This window comes from Bradyrhizobium ottawaense, assembly GCF_002278135.3.
Lineage (GTDB): Bacteria > Pseudomonadota > Alphaproteobacteria > Rhizobiales > Xanthobacteraceae > Bradyrhizobium > Bradyrhizobium ottawaense.
In genome coordinates this window covers 2,498,221-2,514,647 of sequence record NZ_CP029425.2, presented here as the reverse complement: position 1 = coordinate 2,514,647, position 16,427 = coordinate 2,498,221, and the positions used below count along the sequence as shown (strand labels likewise).

The 16,427-nt window shown below is 65.1% G+C and carries 17 protein-coding genes; 5 read left to right on the top strand and 12 right to left on the bottom strand.

Annotation, left to right across the window (positions count from 1 at the left end; genetic code table 11):
• Positions 1–19: 19 nt before the first annotated feature.
• The 8 genes from CIT37_RS11935 to CIT37_RS11900 form a co-directional block, all read right to left on the bottom strand.
• Complete coding sequence (locus CIT37_RS11935; RefSeq protein WP_028145398.1) at positions 20–331, bottom strand: septal ring lytic transglycosylase RlpA family protein; 312 nt, start codon at positions 329–331, stop codon at positions 20–22.
• A 102-nt stretch (positions 332–433) separates the two neighbouring features.
• Positions 434–1,279 carry a CmcJ/NvfI family oxidoreductase gene (locus CIT37_RS11930; protein ID WP_095426121.1) on the bottom strand — a complete coding sequence of 282 codons (846 nt, stop codon included), beginning with the start codon at positions 1,277–1,279 and terminating at the stop codon, positions 434–436.
• 249 nt (positions 1,280–1,528) lie between these two features.
• The gene (locus tag CIT37_RS11925; RefSeq protein WP_095426120.1) at positions 1,529–2,467 is read right to left on the bottom strand and encodes an ABC transporter substrate-binding protein; all 939 of its coding nucleotides are present in this window, start codon (positions 2,465–2,467) and stop codon (positions 1,529–1,531) included.
• A complete protein-coding gene (locus CIT37_RS11920; protein WP_095426119.1) occupies positions 2,464–3,564 on the bottom strand; it encodes an LLM class flavin-dependent oxidoreductase in 1,101 nt (366 codons plus the stop codon). Before CIT37_RS11920 ends, CIT37_RS11925 begins: the two co-directional genes overlap by 4 nt.
• 21 nt (positions 3,565–3,585) lie before the next feature.
• Positions 3,586–4,758 (bottom strand): acyl-CoA dehydrogenase family protein, encoded by a 1,173-nt coding sequence (locus tag CIT37_RS11915; RefSeq protein ID WP_095426118.1) that lies wholly within the window; start codon positions 4,756–4,758, stop codon positions 3,586–3,588.
• Entirely contained in the window at positions 4,752–5,549 is a 798-nt protein-coding gene (locus tag CIT37_RS11910) for an ABC transporter ATP-binding protein (RefSeq protein WP_028145403.1), read from the bottom strand. Before CIT37_RS11910 ends, CIT37_RS11915 begins: the two co-directional genes overlap by 7 nt.
• Complete coding sequence (locus tag CIT37_RS11905) at positions 5,543–6,565, bottom strand: ABC transporter permease (RefSeq protein WP_028145404.1); 1,023 nt, start codon at positions 6,563–6,565, stop codon at positions 5,543–5,545. The genes CIT37_RS11910 and CIT37_RS11905 overlap by 7 nt, the downstream gene beginning before the upstream one ends.
• Positions 6,543–7,643, bottom strand: coding sequence for an ABC transporter substrate-binding protein (locus CIT37_RS11900; RefSeq protein WP_038971186.1), 1,101 nt, complete (start codon positions 7,641–7,643; stop codon positions 6,543–6,545). The genes CIT37_RS11905 and CIT37_RS11900 overlap by 23 nt, the downstream gene beginning before the upstream one ends.
• A 488-nt stretch (positions 7,644–8,131) precedes the next feature.
• On the opposite strand from CIT37_RS11900, the gene CIT37_RS11895 reads away from it, so the two are divergent.
• Positions 8,132–9,112 (top strand): ABC transporter substrate-binding protein, encoded by a 981-nt coding sequence (locus CIT37_RS11895; protein WP_095426135.1) that lies wholly within the window; start codon positions 8,132–8,134, stop codon positions 9,110–9,112.
• Between the two features lie 233 nt (positions 9,113–9,345).
• Here CIT37_RS11895 and CIT37_RS11890 read toward each other — a convergent pair whose 3' ends face one another.
• Positions 9,346–9,792, bottom strand: coding sequence for a hypothetical protein (locus tag CIT37_RS11890; protein ID WP_028145407.1), 447 nt, complete (start codon positions 9,790–9,792; stop codon positions 9,346–9,348).
• Between the two features lie 378 nt (positions 9,793–10,170).
• Between CIT37_RS11890 and glgC the strand changes: the two genes are divergently transcribed.
• From glgC to CIT37_RS11875, 3 genes are read left to right on the top strand one after another with little or no spacing between them, the layout of a single operon-like run.
• The gene (glgC, locus tag CIT37_RS11885) at positions 10,171–11,433 is read left to right on the top strand and encodes a glucose-1-phosphate adenylyltransferase (RefSeq protein WP_028145408.1); all 1,263 of its coding nucleotides are present in this window, start codon (positions 10,171–10,173) and stop codon (positions 11,431–11,433) included.
• Complete coding sequence (gene glgA, locus CIT37_RS11880) at positions 11,430–12,884, top strand: glycogen synthase GlgA (RefSeq protein ID WP_095426117.1); 1,455 nt, start codon at positions 11,430–11,432, stop codon at positions 12,882–12,884. The genes glgC and glgA overlap by 4 nt, the downstream gene beginning before the upstream one ends.
• A 38-nt stretch (positions 12,885–12,922) precedes the next feature.
• Positions 12,923–13,183 (top strand): SWEET family sugar transporter, encoded by a 261-nt coding sequence (locus CIT37_RS11875; protein WP_028145410.1) that lies wholly within the window; start codon positions 12,923–12,925, stop codon positions 13,181–13,183.
• Positions 13,184–13,306: 123 nt separating this feature from the next.
• On the opposite strand, the gene CIT37_RS11870 is transcribed toward CIT37_RS11875, so the two are convergent.
• Positions 13,307–14,101 (bottom strand): DODA-type extradiol aromatic ring-opening family dioxygenase, encoded by a 795-nt coding sequence (locus CIT37_RS11870; RefSeq protein ID WP_038971188.1) that lies wholly within the window; start codon positions 14,099–14,101, stop codon positions 13,307–13,309.
• A gap of 149 nt (positions 14,102–14,250) precedes the next feature.
• Here CIT37_RS11870 and CIT37_RS11865 point away from each other — a divergent pair, with 149 nt between their 5' ends.
• Positions 14,251–14,430: a hypothetical protein gene (locus CIT37_RS11865; RefSeq protein ID WP_028145412.1), complete on the top strand. Its 180-nt coding sequence runs from the start codon at positions 14,251–14,253 to the stop codon at positions 14,428–14,430.
• Positions 14,431–14,437: 7 nt separating this feature from the next.
• On the opposite strand, the gene CIT37_RS11860 is transcribed toward CIT37_RS11865, so the two are convergent.
• Together CIT37_RS11860 and CIT37_RS11855 are read right to left on the bottom strand one after the other, a co-directional pair.
• On the bottom strand, positions 14,438–15,940 hold the full coding sequence (locus CIT37_RS11860; protein WP_095426116.1) for a carboxylesterase/lipase family protein: 1,503 nt from the start codon (positions 15,938–15,940) through the stop codon (positions 14,438–14,440).
• A gap of 81 nt (positions 15,941–16,021) precedes the next feature.
• Positions 16,022–16,270 carry a hypothetical protein gene (locus CIT37_RS11855; RefSeq protein WP_095426115.1) on the bottom strand — a complete coding sequence of 83 codons (249 nt, stop codon included), beginning with the start codon at positions 16,268–16,270 and terminating at the stop codon, positions 16,022–16,024.
• Positions 16,271–16,427 lie beyond the last annotated feature (157 nt).

The window sequence follows — 16,427 nt, the reverse complement described above, 5'->3', positions numbered from 1 at the left end:
CTATAGCGCGCCGGCCGGCCTATTCCACGGAGACTCGCACCACGCCGGCACTCATCATGCCGAGCGCGCGGGCGGCCGGCACCGAGAGATCGACGATACGGCCGCGGATGAACGGGCCGCGATCGTTGACGCGACACTGGATCGTGCGGCTGCCATAGGAGACCCTCAGCACGCTGCCGAACGGGCGCGTCCGATGCGCGCAGGTGAGCTCGCCCTTGCCGGCTTTTCCGTAGCTGTAGTAGGAGGCGAGCCCGTTTTCGGCATGGGCAACAGAAAATGGTGAAAACGAGAAAGTAGCGAGACAAAACAATAGCGTCGGCTGCGCGCGCACGGCACCGCTCCGGTTGGCCCAGACCCGTCCCGCAAACGTCAGTTTGTTCCCTTCAGTTCCTGGAACTGCCGGGACGGATCCCGGCAACGCCATCAAAGATTGTTACTGTCTGTGAAAAACCAGCGTGCGCACCTCGATGCTTTCGCGCGGCGCGGCGTCCAGCGGCGTGGTCGGATCGACGAAGGCGGTGTGCGGCCCGAAGCGGGTGCGGCCGTCGGTTGCGGAATCGTAGCATTTGAGCAGCAGCGCCTCGTCCGGTGTCATCTCCGGGAAATAGAACCAGAGATGATCGGGATTGTATTTCACCGAATAGGTCTCGCCGCGGCGGTTGGGATAGATCAGGTCTGACGCCACGAGATCACCGGGCGCAACCGTGGTGCCGTCGGCCATGGCGAGCGGTGAATCGCGCAACGGACCCCGGATCGGACGCCAGAGGTTGATCACCCGGACGCGGCCCTTCAGCAGCTCTTCGGCCTCGTCAGGCAGATGCTCGCGCACCCGGTTGGCGCCGGAGATGGCGGTCTGGTCGACATGGACGCGTGTCGCCGGCTGGCGCGGGCCACCGCCGCGGGTGTCGGCCGCGCCCTCGACGCGCTTGCGCACGGTATGGTCGAAGATGACGACGCGGTCGGCCTTCAGCGTCGCGCGCAGGAACGCCTCGACGGCGGGATAGTAGACCGCCCTCACCTCTGCGTCGTCGTAGAAATCCTTCACCCGGGTCGGATGGCGCACCAGCGCAAAGCCTTCGCGATCGAGCGAGAAATTGTTCGCGATCAAGCGCGCATCGAAGATCGGCACCTGATGCGGCTCCGGCAGCGACGTGCTCCTGGGCTCACCGGGCGGCGGGTCGAATGCGTAGGTTCGCGGCTTGCCGGATGTCGGCGCGAGATAGTTGAGCTCGGCAGTGACGAAGGGAAGCGATTCGATTCTTGTTTCTTGCAGGCCCATGGCCGGTCTCCCGATGTGGTCGTCGGATTGATTTTTGAGGGCGCGCGACGTGGCACAAGAGGTGCGATGCAAATAGCAATGAGGATGTTGTCGGGAGCGACGAATGCAGAAGGAACGTGTCGCGCAAGACGATTGCGCTGGAACGGGTTCTTCCTACTTCACGGATGCTTGAGTGTTGGTGATATATCGTGCCCCGGCTCTGCGGAGCAGCGTTGCACGCTGCACCGCGTCCGGGACACGAGGACTTCGCTACAACCCCGCCTTCGCAATCGCATCCGCAAAGGAGCGGTCGACGATCTCGGCGGCATCGAGCTTCTGCTTGATCAGGCCCCAGCGGAAATAGAGGTCGATCGTGCCCTGCTCGTCCGCGACGACGCCGTCGTCGATCGGCGCGATGCGGATTTTTGCGCGCGAGAGCCAGTTCTGCGGCACGGCGACCGGGATGTTCATCAGCCTGCCCCAGGTCGCAGCATAGCTGTCGACATTGTTCAGCGACCATGCGCGCGCCGCGGTGAGGCGGCGGATGAAGTCGGTCAGCTCGGCGCGCTTGTCCCTGATCGCGTCAGGCCGCGCCACCTGGAAGCTGAGGCCCGGCGTCAGGCCTTCCGAGGTGATGATGCGCCGCGATCTGAACAGCACCTCCTCCTGGCTGACATAGGGCTCCCAGGTCGACCACGCATCGACCGAACCTTGCGTGTAGGCGATCTTGGCATCGGACGGCGCGAGGAACGCGATCTGCACGTCGCTCGCGCTCCAGCCGTTCTTCTCCAGCGCCGCGAGGATCAATTGATGGCCGATCGAGCCGCGGCCGGTTGCGATCTTCTTCTCGCGCAAATCGGCAAAGCTCCTGATCGGCGAATTCTCCGGCACGAGGATCGCGAGCCCCTCGCGCGTCTGCCGGATGGCGGCGATCGCCTTGACCGGCGCGCCCGAGGCGGCGGCGAAGGTGAAGGGCGCGTCGCCAACGAGCCCGGTCTCGATCGCGCCCGCGCTGAGCGCCTCCAGCAGCGGGGCTGCCGCCGGAAACTCCTTCCACTCGATCTTGTAAGGAACGTCCTTGAGCACGCCGGCCGCTTCCATCACGGCCTGCGAATTGCCCTTCTGGTCGCCGACGCGCAAAGTGGTTTGCGCTGCCGTCAGCTCGAACGAGCCGAACAGCAGCGCGCCGGCCAGCATGAGACGGATCATTCCGCGGCCTCGCCGCGAACGGCTTGGCGCCTGGCGACCAGCTCTCGCGTCAGCGGGATCAGCTCACGACCATACTCGATCGCGTCGATCAAGGGATCGAAGCCGCGGATCAGGAAATGGCTGATGCCGAGATCGTAATAATCGCCGAAGACTTCGGCGACCTGCTCGGGCGTGCCGACCAGCGCGGTGGTGTTGCTGTTGGCGCCGGTGAGCTTTGCGATCTCGGTCCACAGCCGCTTGTCGATGCGGCTGCCCTGGTCGGCGAGCGCGAGCAGGCGCCGCGCGCCGGCGGTGGCATGGCCGTCGGCCGGCTTGCGATAGCCGGTCCTGTCCTGCAGCGCGGTGGCCCGCGCCAGGATTTCCTCGGCCTTTTCCCAGGCCTGCTTCTCGGTCGGGGCAATGATCGGCCGCACCGACAGGCTGAAGCGCGGCGTCGGCCGGCCCTGCCTGACAGCGGCGTTGTGGACGCGCGAGGTCACGTCCCGCACCTGCGCGTAGGATTCACCCCACAGCGCAAACGTGTCGGCGTGCTTGCCGGCGACGTCGATGGCCGCATCCGAGGCGCCGCCGAAATAGACGCGGATGCCCTCGGGCCGATACGGCTTCACCTGCGAGAAGGCGTTCTCGACCTGATAGTACCTGCCCTTGTAGGTGAACGGCTTGTCGCTGGTCCATTCCAGCATGAGGATATCGAGAAACTCGGAGGTGCGGGCGTAGCGCTCGTCCTTGTCGTCGAGCGTGTTGCCGTCCTGCCTGAGCTCGGTGGCATTGCCGCCAGTGATGACGTGGAGCGCAACCCTGCCGCGGGAAAACTGGTCGAGCACGGCAAACTGCCGCGCCAGCAGCGTCGGGGCGGTGAATCCCGGCCGCTGCGCGATCAGCACGTTGAGGCGGGAGGTCGCGCCAAGAACGTGCTGCGCCACCTGGAGCGCGTCGGGCGAGGTCGAATGAAACGCCAGCAGCGCGCGATCGAAGCCTGCATTCTCATGCGCCTTCGCCACCGTCTCGATGTGGGTGGGGTTGAGCACCGGTCCCTCACGGACAACGGTCTCCGACGAATTGTTGTTGCTGATGAAGCCGATGAACTCGATCGACATGATCGTCTCCCTGTTGATGTCCTAGAGGCCCAGTGCGGCGCGGCCGAGGCCGATGCGCGTGGAATCATCCTGCGGCGTGTGCACCCGACCGCACAGCACGTCGCGATAGTGCCGCTCCAGCGGATTGGCGCGGGACAGGCCGTGATTGCCGGTGAGGGACAGTGCATCCTCGACCACGGCGATCGCGTTGTTGGTGACGGTGAGCTTGATGACGTTGGATTCGCCGGCAGAGAGTCCAACGCCGTCGTCGAAATCGCCTGCAAAGGAGGCGATCAGCCGCGCGTTGACCGCGAGCCTGGCTTCGATGGCACCGAGGATCTCCTGTGCGCGAGCCAAGGTCGCGAGCGGCGCGCCGAGGCTGGCGGGCACGCGCTGCTTCAGGAACCTGATCAACCAGTCGCGCGCCGCGCGGGCAACACCGTCGTAGATCGCCGCGACGAAGACGGTGTGGACGGCGGCCTGTGCAACGTCGGGCGCACGCCAGTCCGCCGGCTTGCGCACGTCGACCTCGGCATCGAGGGGGATCACGACGTCGTCGAAGATGACGTCATGGCTGCCGCTGGCGCGCAGGCCGTGATGGTCCCAGGTCTCGACGATGCGGGTGCCCGGCAGGCCCGCCGGCACCAGGAATTGCCCGACGCGCGGCTCGGCCTCATCCGTCCGCGCCCAGACCAGGTACCATTTCAGGATCGGCGAGCCCGTCGAATAGATCTTGTGGCCGGAGAGGCGCCAGCCGGTCTCGGTACGCCGCGCGACCGTCGCCGGCAGGCCGCCACGGGCGGGCGAGCCGAGCTCGGGCTCGACCCGCAGCGCGTTGACGAGCGCAATGCCCTCGACGCTCTCGCGCGCAAGCTTGCGCGAGTGCCGCACCGGCCAGGTCGGGCTGCGCGCCATGACGAGATGGTTGATGTAGTGCATCGACAGCACCAGCGCGGTCGACGGGTCGGCCTTGCCGATGATGCCGATGACGCGCGCGGTGTACCTTGCGCCCGCGCCTGCCCCGCCATGGACCGCCGGCACCGTCAGCGACAGCAAGTTCGCTTCGGACAGCTCGCGAAAATTCTCGAAGGGGAAGCTGCCGGTGCGGTCATGCTCGGCCGCGCGTGCCGCGAAACCTTCGGCCAGCGCTTCGGCACGCGCGATGTAGTCGGGCTCGCTATGGGCCGCGCGCCCCCTGGCTACGGATGTCACCATGTTGCGTCCAATCCCAGCAGGCCGAGGATCTGGCGGCGCAGATCGGCGAGATAAGGATCGCCGCGATGACGCGGATAGGGCCGGTCGACGCGGATGTCGGCCTTCACGCGTGCGGGACGATCGCTGAAGACGATGACGCGGTTGGCGAGCACGAGGGCTTCCTCGGCGTCATGGGTCACGAGCAGCGTGGTAAAACCCTTGCGCTGCCAGAGCGAGACCAGCTCGGCCTGCATGGTGATGCGGGTCAGCGAGTCGAGCTTTCCGAGCGGCTCGTCGAGAATCAGGATCTTGGGATCGTTGACCAATGCACGCGCCAGCGCGACACGCTGCGCCATGCCGCCGGAGAGCTGGTGCGGATAGGCGTTGCGGAACGACGCCAGTCCAACCAGATCGAGCGCGGCATCGACACGATGACGCTGGCTCTTGAGAATGCCCTGGGCCTCGAGGCCCAGGGCGACGTTGTCCCAGACCGACCGCCAGGGAAACAGCGTCGGATCCTGGAACACGACCACGCGCGAGGGATGTGGACTCCTGATGCGCTCCTCGTCCTCGCGCAATCGTCCAGCCCTGGGTTTGTCGAGGCCGGCGACGAGGCGCAGCAAGGTCGACTTGCCGCAGCCGGAGGGGCCGAGCAGCGCGACGAACTCGCCTGGCTCGACCGAGAGGCTGACGTCGCTGAGCACCGGCAACTCTGCGCCGTCGATGTCGAAGGCGTGGCTGACCTGCTCGATGTCGAGCGCGGCGCCGGCGGCCGGATGCGTGACCGCTTCAGCCAAAGCTGCGGCTACCATTTCACAGTCCCCTTCTGCCAGACCAAGAGACGATCGCGGATCGCAAACAGCAGCGTGATCGCACCGGAGCAGAGCAGCGACATCACGATCAGCGCCGCATACATGTTGGCGTAGGCCGCCCAGCCCTGCGCCCATTGCAGGTACCAACCGAGCCCGGCCTTGACGCCGATCATCTCGGCGACGACGAGCACGGCGAAGGACGAGCCGAGCCCCATGAACAGTCCGACGAAGACGTGCGGCAGCGCGGCGGGGATCGCGACCTTCAGCACCAGGAAGGACGGCTTGGCACCGAGCGTGCGCGCGACGTCGTAATAGGCATTGCTGACGCTCGCGACACCCGACCAGGTCAGCACGGTGACGGGAAAGCCCGTTGCCAGCGCGATCAGGAAGGTCGAGGCGCTCCAGCTCGACGGGAAGGTGAAGAAGGCGATCGGCAGCCAGGCCGTTGCCGGCAGCGGGCCGATGAAGCGTAGCACCGGATGCACCCAATAGCCGACCGCGCGCGACCAGCCGATCGAGACGCCGGTCAGGAAGCCGACCGTGGCGCCGATCAGATAGCCGCCGAGCTGAAGCTTGACCGAGGCGAAGACGCTATCGAGCAGCTTTGGCAAATCGTCGGTATAGACCTCGATGATCGACTGCGGCGGCGGGAAGAACGGCAGCGGCAGCCAGGCGAACTTTGCCGTCGCGACCTCCCACAGCGTCAGGAAGGCGCCGAGCGCGACCAGCCAGGGCGCGCGCTTGTGCAGGGCCCTGCCCGCCGATCCCAGATAATCGGCACCGATGGTGCCGAACAGCGCGATGGCCGCGATGACGAAGGCGGCGATGCCGAGCGAATGCGTGCGCGACCAGTCGCCGACATCCGCCCACCACAGGCAGGACAGGCCGAAGGCGATCCAGGCGATGCTGGCGAGCACACCGGCGCCGGATTCCTTCGCCCAGTTCGCCAGCAACGGCGCGCGCGAGAGGCGCGGCGCGCCGGAGGCAAGGCCGTCAGACAGCGAATACGTCGACATAGATGCGCTCCGCGAATTTGGCCGTGTCGGTGCTCGGCTTGAAGACCTGCACGCTCTTGAGATCGTCGGCATAGGCCTTGAGCTCGCGCTTCAGCACATCGCCGACGGGATGATGATGGTGGGTGTGGTAGCGCACCATGCCCTCGATATCGGCGAGCGTGGCCGCCTTCGGCGCGTAGGGCTGGAACGATTTTGCGGCGGCCGTCGCATTCTGCGAGCTGAACATCGCGGCATCGAGCAGCGCCTGTGTGATGGCGCGCGCGACCTGCGGCTCCTCCCGCACCAGGCTGCCGCGCAGGCCGAGGATGCAGCAGCTCTTTTCACGGAATTCACCGTCGAGATTGGAGGCGACCTCCTTATACTGGGTGTCCTTGAGCCAGAGATAGGCCAGCGGATCGGAGGACAGGAACGCCTGCACCTCGCCCTTCTCGACGGCGACGTTAAGGAGGTTGCCGGGATAGGCGCGCCAGTCGACGTCCTTGTTCGGATCGATACCGAGCTTTGCCAATTGGATTGAGAAGAAGTTCTTGTCGGGACCGGCGAGATCGCCGACCGCGACGATCTTGCCCTTGAGATCGGCGAGCTTGGCAACACTGGAATCGGCGCGCGACAGCACGCGCATGCAGCCGCCATGGGTGCCGGCGGCGATCTTGACGTCAAAGCCCTGCTCCAGCGGCTTCAGCCAGCGCAGCGCCATGCCGAGACCGGCATCGCTCTTTCCCGTCGCGATCGCCTCGAGCAGTTGATCAGTCGAGCCGGAATAGTTGACGAGCTCGACGTCGAGATTGTGCTTCTGGAAGAAGCCATGCTCGATGGCAACAGGCACCGGCGCGAGGCAGACGGCGCCGGCATTCCACGACAGTTTCAGCTTGCGCGGCGCGCCGGTGAGCGCGGGCGCATCGGACGCCGTCCGGCACAGCGGAAACTCCGAGAAATCGATGCCGGATGCGATGCCGCGCGGCGCAAAAGCCTGCGCGCCCAGCGCGCCGAGCGGCGCGGCGAAAGCTGCCGCAAGCCCCGCCTGGAGCAGATGGCGCCGGTCGAGCCCCCGTCCGCCGCGCTTGTCGTCGTTGTTCATCAGTCCCCACTCCTGCGCTGGCACGACTCCGCCCTTAGCGCAACGCTTCACGTTGCGCATGGTCCGTACGGAGCTGCGTTGAGAGAAAATTATTCCGCCGGCGTTTGTCGCGCCGCGTTGATGCGATACGCAAATCATGCGGCGCGCTCGCCGCATCGTCAATGAAATGGAATTTCGAATGTGATGCGAAGCAGGGTCATTCTCTCCATCAGCTCGCGCGGGAACGATGAAACGATTTTCGTGAATGCGGTTGCTCCCCGCGATCGCCACAAGCGCGCATCTGCTCAGATCCCGTGCATCTTTCTTCCGCAGGACCATCGTGTTCTCGCGCGCAAGGATTCAATGAAACGTCCTTGCCCGATGCGCGCGCAATACGGTTGGCCATTTCATTGACTGCACTTCGCTCGGTCATAGACTCGATCGTCTCGCTGCATCGCTCGCTCACGCGTCGTGAGCCAAAGTCACAAGCACGCAACAAGACAGGCTATATGAGCATCAACTCCCACGATCATTCCATCACCCGCCGGCTCGCCGCTTCGCTATTCGCCGCCGCCATCACGCTATCGGCGACTGCCGCGTCGTTTGCCGCGGACACCGTCGTGCTGCGCGTCGGCGACCAGAAGGGCGGCAACCGCTCGCTGCTCGAGATCTCCGGCTATGCGAAGGACCTGCCCTACAGAATCGAATGGTCGGAATTCCCAGCCGCGGCGCCGATCCTGGAAGCGCTCAACGCCGGCGCGCTCGACGTCGGCTACACCGGCGATCTCTCCTTCCTCTCGGTCTACGCCGCGGGCGCGCCGATCAAGGCGATCGGCGGCACCAGGTCGGATGCGAAGACGCAAGCCATCCTGGTGCGTCAGGACTCGCCGATCAAATCGGCCGCCGACCTCAAAGGCAAGCGCCTCGCCGGCACGCGCGGCGGCTGGGGCCAGTTCCTGATCGACGCGACGCTGGAGAAGGCGCAGATCAAGCTCGAGGATGCGACCTTCGCGCCGCTCGGCCCCGTCGATGCCAAGATCGCGCTGGTCGCCGGCTCGATCGACGCCTGGGCGGTGTGGGAGCCCTACGTGTCGTTCGCGACGCTGAAGGACAAGGCGCGGGTGATCGCCGACGGCGAGGGCCTGACGCCGACCATCACCTTCATCGTCGCCTCCGACAACGCCATCGCCACCAAGCGCGCGGCGGTGCAGGACCTGGTGCAGCGGCTGAACAAGGCGCGGCTGTGGTCGCTGGATCACGTTTCCGAATATGCCAGGAACACTGCCGAGCTGACCAAATTGCCGGAAGACGTGCTGCTGTCAGCCTACACAGAGCAGCGTACCAGCCCGATCGTAATCGACGAGAACGTGGTGAAGGAGGTGCAGGAAGCCTCCGATCGCTCAACGCGTTACGGCATCCTGCCCAAGAAGCTCGACGTCAGCAAAGCCGTCGACCGCAGCTTCACGGCTGCAGCGGCGGGATCGAATTAACTTCCAGCGGATGACACTTGACACCCCAACAAAGGTCCGTTCCCTCCCCCCTTGTGGGGGAGGGAGCGGAGAGAGCGCTGCTGTTGTCCGAACTCAATTCGACTTCAATCCTTCGCGCTCAGAATGGAGACGGCCTCGCCTCAAGGCCGGCCGGCTGCATCTCGCCGCGATCGTGCTCACGCATTTCGCCTGCATGAGCCTGATCGTGTGGCTCTCGCTGTAGCTTCGCGCGATCACCAGTATCCGCGATAATAAGGCCGGTAGTACGCGCGAGGCCGGTAATAGCCATAGCGGTAGCCGTAGTACGGACGGGGACGGTAATAGGAACGATATCCATAACCGTAACCCGGACCATAGGCGTAACCCGGTCCATAGCCGCCATAATAGGCGGGCGCATAACCATAGCCATAGCCGCCGTAATACGGACCGCCGCCGTAATAGCCGTAGCCATAAGGCGCGCTGCTGGCGATGGCGCTGCCGATGATCGCGCCGGCGAGGAGGCCACCTCCACCCCAACCCCAGCCACGACCGCGCCAATGCACCTGCGCGACATCGTCACCGACAGCGGCCTTCATGGTCGCGACGTTTGTCGGCAGCGGTGCCGCTGCCGCCTGTTGAATTTGGCCGGCGATGACCACGCCGGCGACCGAACAAGCAATTGCCGTTTTCCAGATCCTCATCGACTTGCTCCCTGTCTGACGTCTTGCTTGGAAAAGGATCGCAGCGGCATGATCGGGCATCTTTGCGCCAAGTCAAAGCCCGGATTTTCAAGGCCGGATTTGCGTGCGGCGCACAAGCCTCGTCCAAGCCTCGTCCATGCCTCACTGCGAGCCGGCTGCCGGCATGCGAGGCGAACCAACGTGCCCCGCTCTGCCCGACGTGACACCGGTGCGATGCCGGAGCCCCGCGGCCAAGGCAAAGCATTAAGCTTCTCGCCTGCGCAACCAACAACCTACTTCACGATTGACTATTCGTACCGTTACTATCGGTTCCAATGGCGCGAGGCTTCTCGCGACAAATAGCCTCGGCCTGCGCCGGGCGTGAGTGGGGAGGATGACATGAGTGCCGCGAGACCCGAGCCGCTTGCCCGTCAGGCGCTGGCGTTCGTCCTGGCCGGCGGACGTGGCAGCCGGCTCCTGGAACTGACAGACCGCCGCGCCAAGCCAGCCGTCTATTTCGGCGGCAAGTCCCGCATCATCGATTTCGCGCTGTCGAATGCCGTCAATTCGGGCATCCGCCGCATCGCAGTCGCCACCCAATACAAGGCGCACAGCCTGATCCGGCACCTTCAGATGGGCTGGAACTTCTTTCGCCCGGAGCGAAACGAGAGCTTCGACATCCTCCCCGCGAGCCAGCGCGTCTCCGAGAACATGTGGTATGTCGGCACGGCGGATGCGGTCTACCAGAACATCGACATCATCGAATCCCACGCCTGCCGCTTCATCGTGGTGCTGGCCGGCGACCACATCTACAAGATGGACTACGAGGTGATGCTGCGCCAGCACGTCGACAGCGGCGCCGACGTCACGGTCGGTTGCCTGGAGATGCCGCGGACGGAATCTTCGGGCTTCGGCATCATGCATATCGACGAGAACGGCTGGATTCAGGAGTTCCTGGAGAAGCCGAAGGATCCGCCGCCGATGCCGGGCAAGCCGGACGTCTCGCTCGCCAGCATGGGCATCTACGTGTTCGACGCGAAGTTCCTGTTCGAGGAGCTCAAGCGCGACGCCGAGGACCCGAACTCGAACCACGATTTCGGCAAGGACATCATTCCCTACCTCGTCAAGAACGGCCGCGCGATGGCGCACCAATATTCCACCTCCTGCGTGCGTTCCGGCAGCGACCCCCGCGCCTATTGGCGCGACGTCGGCACGGTCGATGCCTATTGGGCCGCCAATATCGACCTCACTGACGTCGTGCCCGAGCTCGACCTGTTCGACAGCTCCTGGCCGATCTGGTCTTATGCGGAGATCACGCCGCCGGCGAAATTCGTTCATGACGAGGAGAGCCGGCGCGGCCAGGCCGTGAGCTCGCTGGTCTCGGGCGGTTGCATCATCTCCGGCGCCTCGCTGCGCCGATCGCTGCTGTTCACCGGCGTGCGCATCAACTCCTACGCCAATGTCGAGAACGCCGTGATCATGCCCTATGTCAGTGTCGGCCGCGGCGCTCGCCTGAAGAACGTCGTGATCGACCGCGGCGTCGAGATTCCGGAAGGACTCGTGATCGGCGAGGACCCGGCGTTCGATGCCAAGCGCTTCCGCACCACCGAGCAGGGGATTTCCCTCGTCACTCAGCCGATGATCGACAGGCTCAATACATGAGGCCTGTTCGCGTCCTCGCGGTCGCTTCTGAAGTCTATCCCATCGTCAAGACCGGCGGCCTCGCGGATGTCGCCGGCGCGCTGCCGATTGCGCTGAAGGCGCATGGCGTCGAGATGCGCACCTTGATGCCGGGTTATCCCGACGTGACGCGGATCGTATCGAACGCAGAGGAAATCCGGAGCTGGCCGGATTATTTCGGCGGACCGGGCCGGCTGCTCGCGGGCTCCCACGACGGGCTCGACCTGTTCGTGCTCGACGTGCCACATCTCTATGCGCGGCCGGGCAATCCCTATGTCACCACCGAGGGTGTCGACTGGCCGGACAATGGCGTGCGCTTCGCGGCGCTGTCGCGCATCGCCGCCGATATCGGCCACGGCCTCGTCCCCGCCTTCGTACCCGATGTCGTGCACGCCCATGACTGGCAGGCCGGGCTCGCGCCAGCCTATCTGCACTATGACAATCGCCCGCGACCCGGCACCGTGATGACCATCCATAACATGGCCTATCAGGGCAAGTTCGCTCCCGAGCTGATCGGTGCGATCGGCCTGCCCTGGCACGCGTTCAACGTCAATGAGATCGAATATTTCGGCGGCATCAGCTTTTTGAAGGCGGGCCTGCAATTCGCCGATCGCATCACGACGGTGTCGCCGACCTACGCACAGGAGATCCAGAGCGACGAAGGCGGCATGGGATTCGGTGGCCTGTTGCGCGCACGCGCAAACGTGCTGAGCGGCATCCTCAACGGCATCGACGTCTCGGTGTGGAATCCGCAGGACGATCCGCACATCGCCTACCGCTACGGCGCGGAGGACCTCACCTTCCGGGCCGCGAACAAGGCGGTGCTTCAGCAGCAGTTCAATCTCGATTCCTCCGACGAAGCGCCGCTGCTCGGCGTCATCAGCCGACTGTCCTGGCAGAAGGGGCTCGATCTGCTGCTCGAGGCCATTCCGACCATTCTGACCGAAGGCATGCAGCTCGCGCTGCTCGGCAGCGGCGACCGCGATCTCCAGGATCGCTATCAGGCCGCTGCCCGCGCCAATCCCGGACGGATCGGCGTCGTGATCGGCTATGACGAGATCCTGGCGCACCTGCTCCAGGCCGGCTCGGACGCGCTGATCGTGCCCTCGCGCTTCGAGCCGTGCGGCCTGACCCAGCTCTGCGCGCTGCGCTACGGCGCCGTCCCGATCGTCTCACGCGTCGGCGGGCTCGAGGACACCATCGTCGACATCGGAGAGGCCGACGCCGCCGACCGCGATGCCACCGGCTTCAAGTTCGCGCCCGTGACGGCGGAGGCCCTTGCCGGCAGCTTACGCAAGGCCAACACCGCCTTCCACGACAAGCCGACCTGGCGCCAACTGCAACGACACGGCCTTGCGACCGACGTCTCCTGGCGCAACCGCGCCGGCGACTATGCCGCGCTCTATCGTGGGCTCACGGCGGAGCGTGCCTGAGACAATGACCGTCGTCGAATCCATGCTATAGAGCCGGCATGGACCCGTTCGTGATCAAGCTGATCGGCTTTGCCGCCGCCACCTGCACCACCGTGGCCTACGCGCCGCAAGCCATCAAGGTGTGGAAGACCCGCTCCACCGGAGACATCTCGCTCGGCATGTTCCTGGTCATGGTGCTGGGCCTCGCGCTCTGGCTGATCTACGGCCTGCTCTCGGGCGATGCGCCGCTGGTCGCCGCCAACGCCATCACCATGCTGCTCGCCGGCGGCATTTTGTTCATGAAGCTGAAATACGGATGAGGTCGCGGGATGCCGTAGGGCGGATTAGCCGAAGGCGTAATCCGCCACCTTAATGCCGCACGACGGCGGATTACGCCGGCGGACTGCGCTTCGCGCAGCCGCGGGCTAATCCGCCCTACGAATTCATCCAAACACATACGACGCCATCGCCACGCCTGCGACCTCGTCGACGAAGACGCGCTTGCCGATATCGCTGCCGGCGGCGCCGGCGGCCACCATCAGCGGCAGCAGATGGTCCTCGCGCGGATGCGCCAGGCGCGCGCTCGGTGCATTCTCCCAATCCACCAGCATCGCGTTGCGGCGGGCCGGATCGGGGTTGCTGATCGCCTCGTTCAGATAGGCCTCGAAATCATACGAGACCGGCTTGGACTCGGGCCGGTTGAAGCCGCGCATGTTGTGATAGGTCAGCCCGCTGCCGACGATCAGGATGCCTTCATCGCGGAGCGAGGCAATCGCCTCGCCGACCCTGATGTGCTCGGCCGCATCGTAAGCAGACTTCAGCGACAGCAGCACGATCGGCATGTCGGCGTTCGGATACATCAGGCCGAGCGGCACGAAGGTGCCGTGATCAAAACCCTGATTGGGATCTTCCCGGCATTCCAGGCCGGCCCGCGTGAGCAGCGCCTTCACCTCGGTCGCCAGTTCGGGCCGGCCCGGCGCCGGATATTTGAGATGATAGGTATGCTCGGGGAAACCGTAATAGTCGTACACCATCGGCGGCTGCGCCGAGGTCGAGACGGTGAAGGCATCGGCCTCCCAATGGCCGGTGACCACGAGCACGGCCTTTGGTCTCTCCGGGAGAAGCTGCGGCAACCGGCCGAACTCTTCGGCGGTTCTGGCATATTGCACCCGCCGGTCCTCCATGAAGGGCCAGGGGCCGCCGCCATGCGACAGGAACAGGGTCGGAAATCGCGTCATGGGGCTCGTCTCATCGGCACTCTGCGCGTGCCCGCGCGTCCGGCGGCGAGCATAGGCAAACCGGCATGGTTAGCAAGTCGTTAACGATTTGCCGCCCAAAATCCCCGGCGTGGCCGAAGCAGTCGGCCTGAAGACAAGTGAGACGTGAGATGAAGAAGTTTGCGCTGGGGGACGTCGTCAACAGTGACAAGGGCCGCCGCGGCATCGTTCGCGCCGCCTTCAAGTCACGCGAAGGCCAGCAGTTCTATGCCGTCGAGAAGGACGGCGCGATGGACTATCTGGAGGAAGGCCGGCTGACGCCGGCGCCCCGCGTCGAGCTCGCCGCTTAAGTCCAGCTCATTTCTTGCTCTCGCCTGCGATCCGGTCGAGACGCTCCGACCAGGGGTCGTCTCCGCTCGCGATGTGATCGTTCGCGATCAGCAGCAGGCGATCGCGGCCAGCGACGGAATCCCAATGCGGCAGACCGGGACCGTTGGGATCGCCGCTTCTGGCGAAGTTGATCCAATAGGACCGCATGCGGCTTGCGACCTCGCGATCAGCCCGCGAGAAGATGCCCGCTCCCGGCACGCCTTCTGCACCGAAGATGAACTGCAGCTCGCGCCCATGCCCAGGCCCAGGATTGGCGCGACGCGCCTCGGGCACATAGGCGAAGCGATAGCGAAAGGTCGCCGCGCCGCTTGCGGCATGCAGGCGCGCCAGCAGTCTTGCGGGCTCGGAAAAGACCTTGTCGGTGTAGAATCGTGCCGCAACATCCGAAGGCTTAACAAGAGAAGGCTTGGCGAGATCAGGCTTGGCGAGATCAGGATAGAGCTTGCGCAGCTCATCGCTTGTGAGGCCTGACGCTGCAAGCTCCTCCTTGGCATCGAACTCGCCGTCGAAACCCGTCTCGTCGTCGTTCGAGCCGATGATCAGGGGAATGCGGCTTTGGTGTCCGGCCGCAAAGCCTGCCGCGATATCCTCGGCCACCAGAGCTCCATCCATCATCGGCGCGAAGCCGTACCGCGATTGCTCCAGCAGACGGCTTTCGGCGGCAAGCAGGCGTCGCGGTCCGGCGGCACGCAAATCCGCCTGCGGTCCGAGCGCCGCCACGAACTGCCGGCCCATCGCCTGCGCATCCTGCGCCGAGCGCAGGGGCGCGCGAGCGGGCACCGATTGCAGAATGGCCTTCTGGAACAGATCGCGCGACTGCGCGGACAGCATCAGAAGCGCGATCGATGTCGCGCCTGAATCGCTGCCGAACAAGGTGACATTGTGCGGATCACCGCCGAAGGCGGCGATGTTGTCATGAACCCAATGCAGCGCGGCGATCTGGTCCATCAGGCCGTAATTGCCGGAGCCGCCGTCCGTCAGCGCAGGATCAGTGAGCCAGCCGAGCACGCCAAGGCGATAATTTGCGGTGACCACGATGAGGCCGGCCTGCGCCAGCCTGGCACCGTCGAACAGCCGCTCATTCGCGGTGCCGCCGATGAAGCCGCCGCCATGGATGAACATCATCACCGGCAGCGGGCCGTCGACCCCGAAGGGGCGGAACACGTTCAGCGTCAGGCAATCCTCGCTCGTATCAGGCAAGGACGGCTGAAGGCACGGCGCGCCGTAATCGTAGGCGGTGTGCATCTCCGAACTTTCGGGCGTCGGCTGCGGCGGGCGCCAGCGCAACGCGCCGACCGGCGGCGCCGCGTAGGCCAGTCCCTTGAACGAGGCCACCTCACCTTCGACGGCGCCGAGCATCTGTCCTTCACGCGTCAGCGCGAACGGAAACTGTCCGACCGGCTGCGCCACGGCCGAGCCGGCGCAACACAGGACAATGGAGGCCGCAAGAAGCGCGAGCAGGGATCGCATCTTCGGTGCATCTCGATGCGCGGAACGGTTTCCTGCAGGTTACGTCCGCGGCCGTCGGCGGAGCAAGCCTGCCGGCTCACACTAACTGCGCTTTGCGAGAATCTCCGCCAGCGCGTGCCGCGCGACGATGCCGAGCTCGCCGAGCGTGGAGTGCCCGGCCCGCGCGGCTTCGATCAGGCGTTCGGCGATGAACCTGCGGCTGTCGTGATCGCCGCCATGCGGCAATTGCCTACACGTCTCCTCCAGGACGACGTCCATGTTCGCTTTGGTCCGCTCACTCAACTCTGTCATGACGCCCGGCCGGTACGCGTGGCTTGTAACCGCAAGCATACACAGGCGGATCGGGCATGATTAGCCCGGGCAATCACGGCCATTGTGCATCGCGGTGCGTGTAGTGCCGCAACATTCACGCGCGACGGTGACGCCGCAAACGCCTACCGAAGATTGCACTTGCTGTGATGACAAGCCGTGCATGTGGCGATAGCCT

Bases quoted from the DNA above. Each gene is read 5' to 3' on its own strand.
- CIT37_RS11915 (WP_095426118.1), bottom strand. From the start codon at position 4,758: ATGGTGACATCCGTAGCCAGGGGGCGCGCGGCCCATAGCGAGCCCGAC.
- CIT37_RS11855 (WP_095426115.1), bottom strand. From the start codon at position 16,270: ATGCTTGCGGTTACAAGCCACGCGTACCGGCCGGGCGTCATGACAGAG.
- CIT37_RS11920 (WP_095426119.1), bottom strand. From the start codon at position 3,564: ATGTCGATCGAGTTCATCGGCTTCATCAGCAACAACAATTCGTCGGAG.
- glgC (WP_028145408.1), top strand. From the start codon at position 10,171: ATGAGTGCCGCGAGACCCGAGCCGCTTGCCCGTCAGGCGCTGGCGTTC.
- CIT37_RS11870 (WP_038971188.1), bottom strand. From the start codon at position 14,101: ATGACGCGATTTCCGACCCTGTTCCTGTCGCATGGCGGCGGCCCCTGG.
- CIT37_RS11930 (WP_095426121.1), bottom strand. From the start codon at position 1,279: ATGGGCCTGCAAGAAACAAGAATCGAATCGCTTCCCTTCGTCACTGCC.
- CIT37_RS11875 (WP_028145410.1), top strand. From the start codon at position 12,923: ATGGACCCGTTCGTGATCAAGCTGATCGGCTTTGCCGCCGCCACCTGC.
- CIT37_RS11890 (WP_028145407.1), bottom strand. From the start codon at position 9,792: ATGAGGATCTGGAAAACGGCAATTGCTTGTTCGGTCGCCGGCGTGGTC.
- CIT37_RS11900 (WP_038971186.1), bottom strand. From the start codon at position 7,643: ATGAACAACGACGACAAGCGCGGCGGACGGGGGCTCGACCGGCGCCAT.
- CIT37_RS11905 (WP_028145404.1), bottom strand. From the start codon at position 6,565: ATGTCGACGTATTCGCTGTCTGACGGCCTTGCCTCCGGCGCGCCGCGC.
- glgA (WP_095426117.1), top strand. From the start codon at position 11,430: ATGAGGCCTGTTCGCGTCCTCGCGGTCGCTTCTGAAGTCTATCCCATC.
- CIT37_RS11865 (WP_028145412.1), top strand. From the start codon at position 14,251: ATGAAGAAGTTTGCGCTGGGGGACGTCGTCAACAGTGACAAGGGCCGC.
- CIT37_RS11925 (WP_095426120.1), bottom strand. From the start codon at position 2,467: ATGATCCGTCTCATGCTGGCCGGCGCGCTGCTGTTCGGCTCGTTCGAG.
- CIT37_RS11860 (WP_095426116.1), bottom strand. From the start codon at position 15,940: ATGCGATCCCTGCTCGCGCTTCTTGCGGCCTCCATTGTCCTGTGTTGC.
- CIT37_RS11895 (WP_095426135.1), top strand. From the start codon at position 8,132: ATGAGCATCAACTCCCACGATCATTCCATCACCCGCCGGCTCGCCGCT.
- CIT37_RS11910 (WP_028145403.1), bottom strand. From the start codon at position 5,549: ATGGTAGCCGCAGCTTTGGCTGAAGCGGTCACGCATCCGGCCGCCGGC.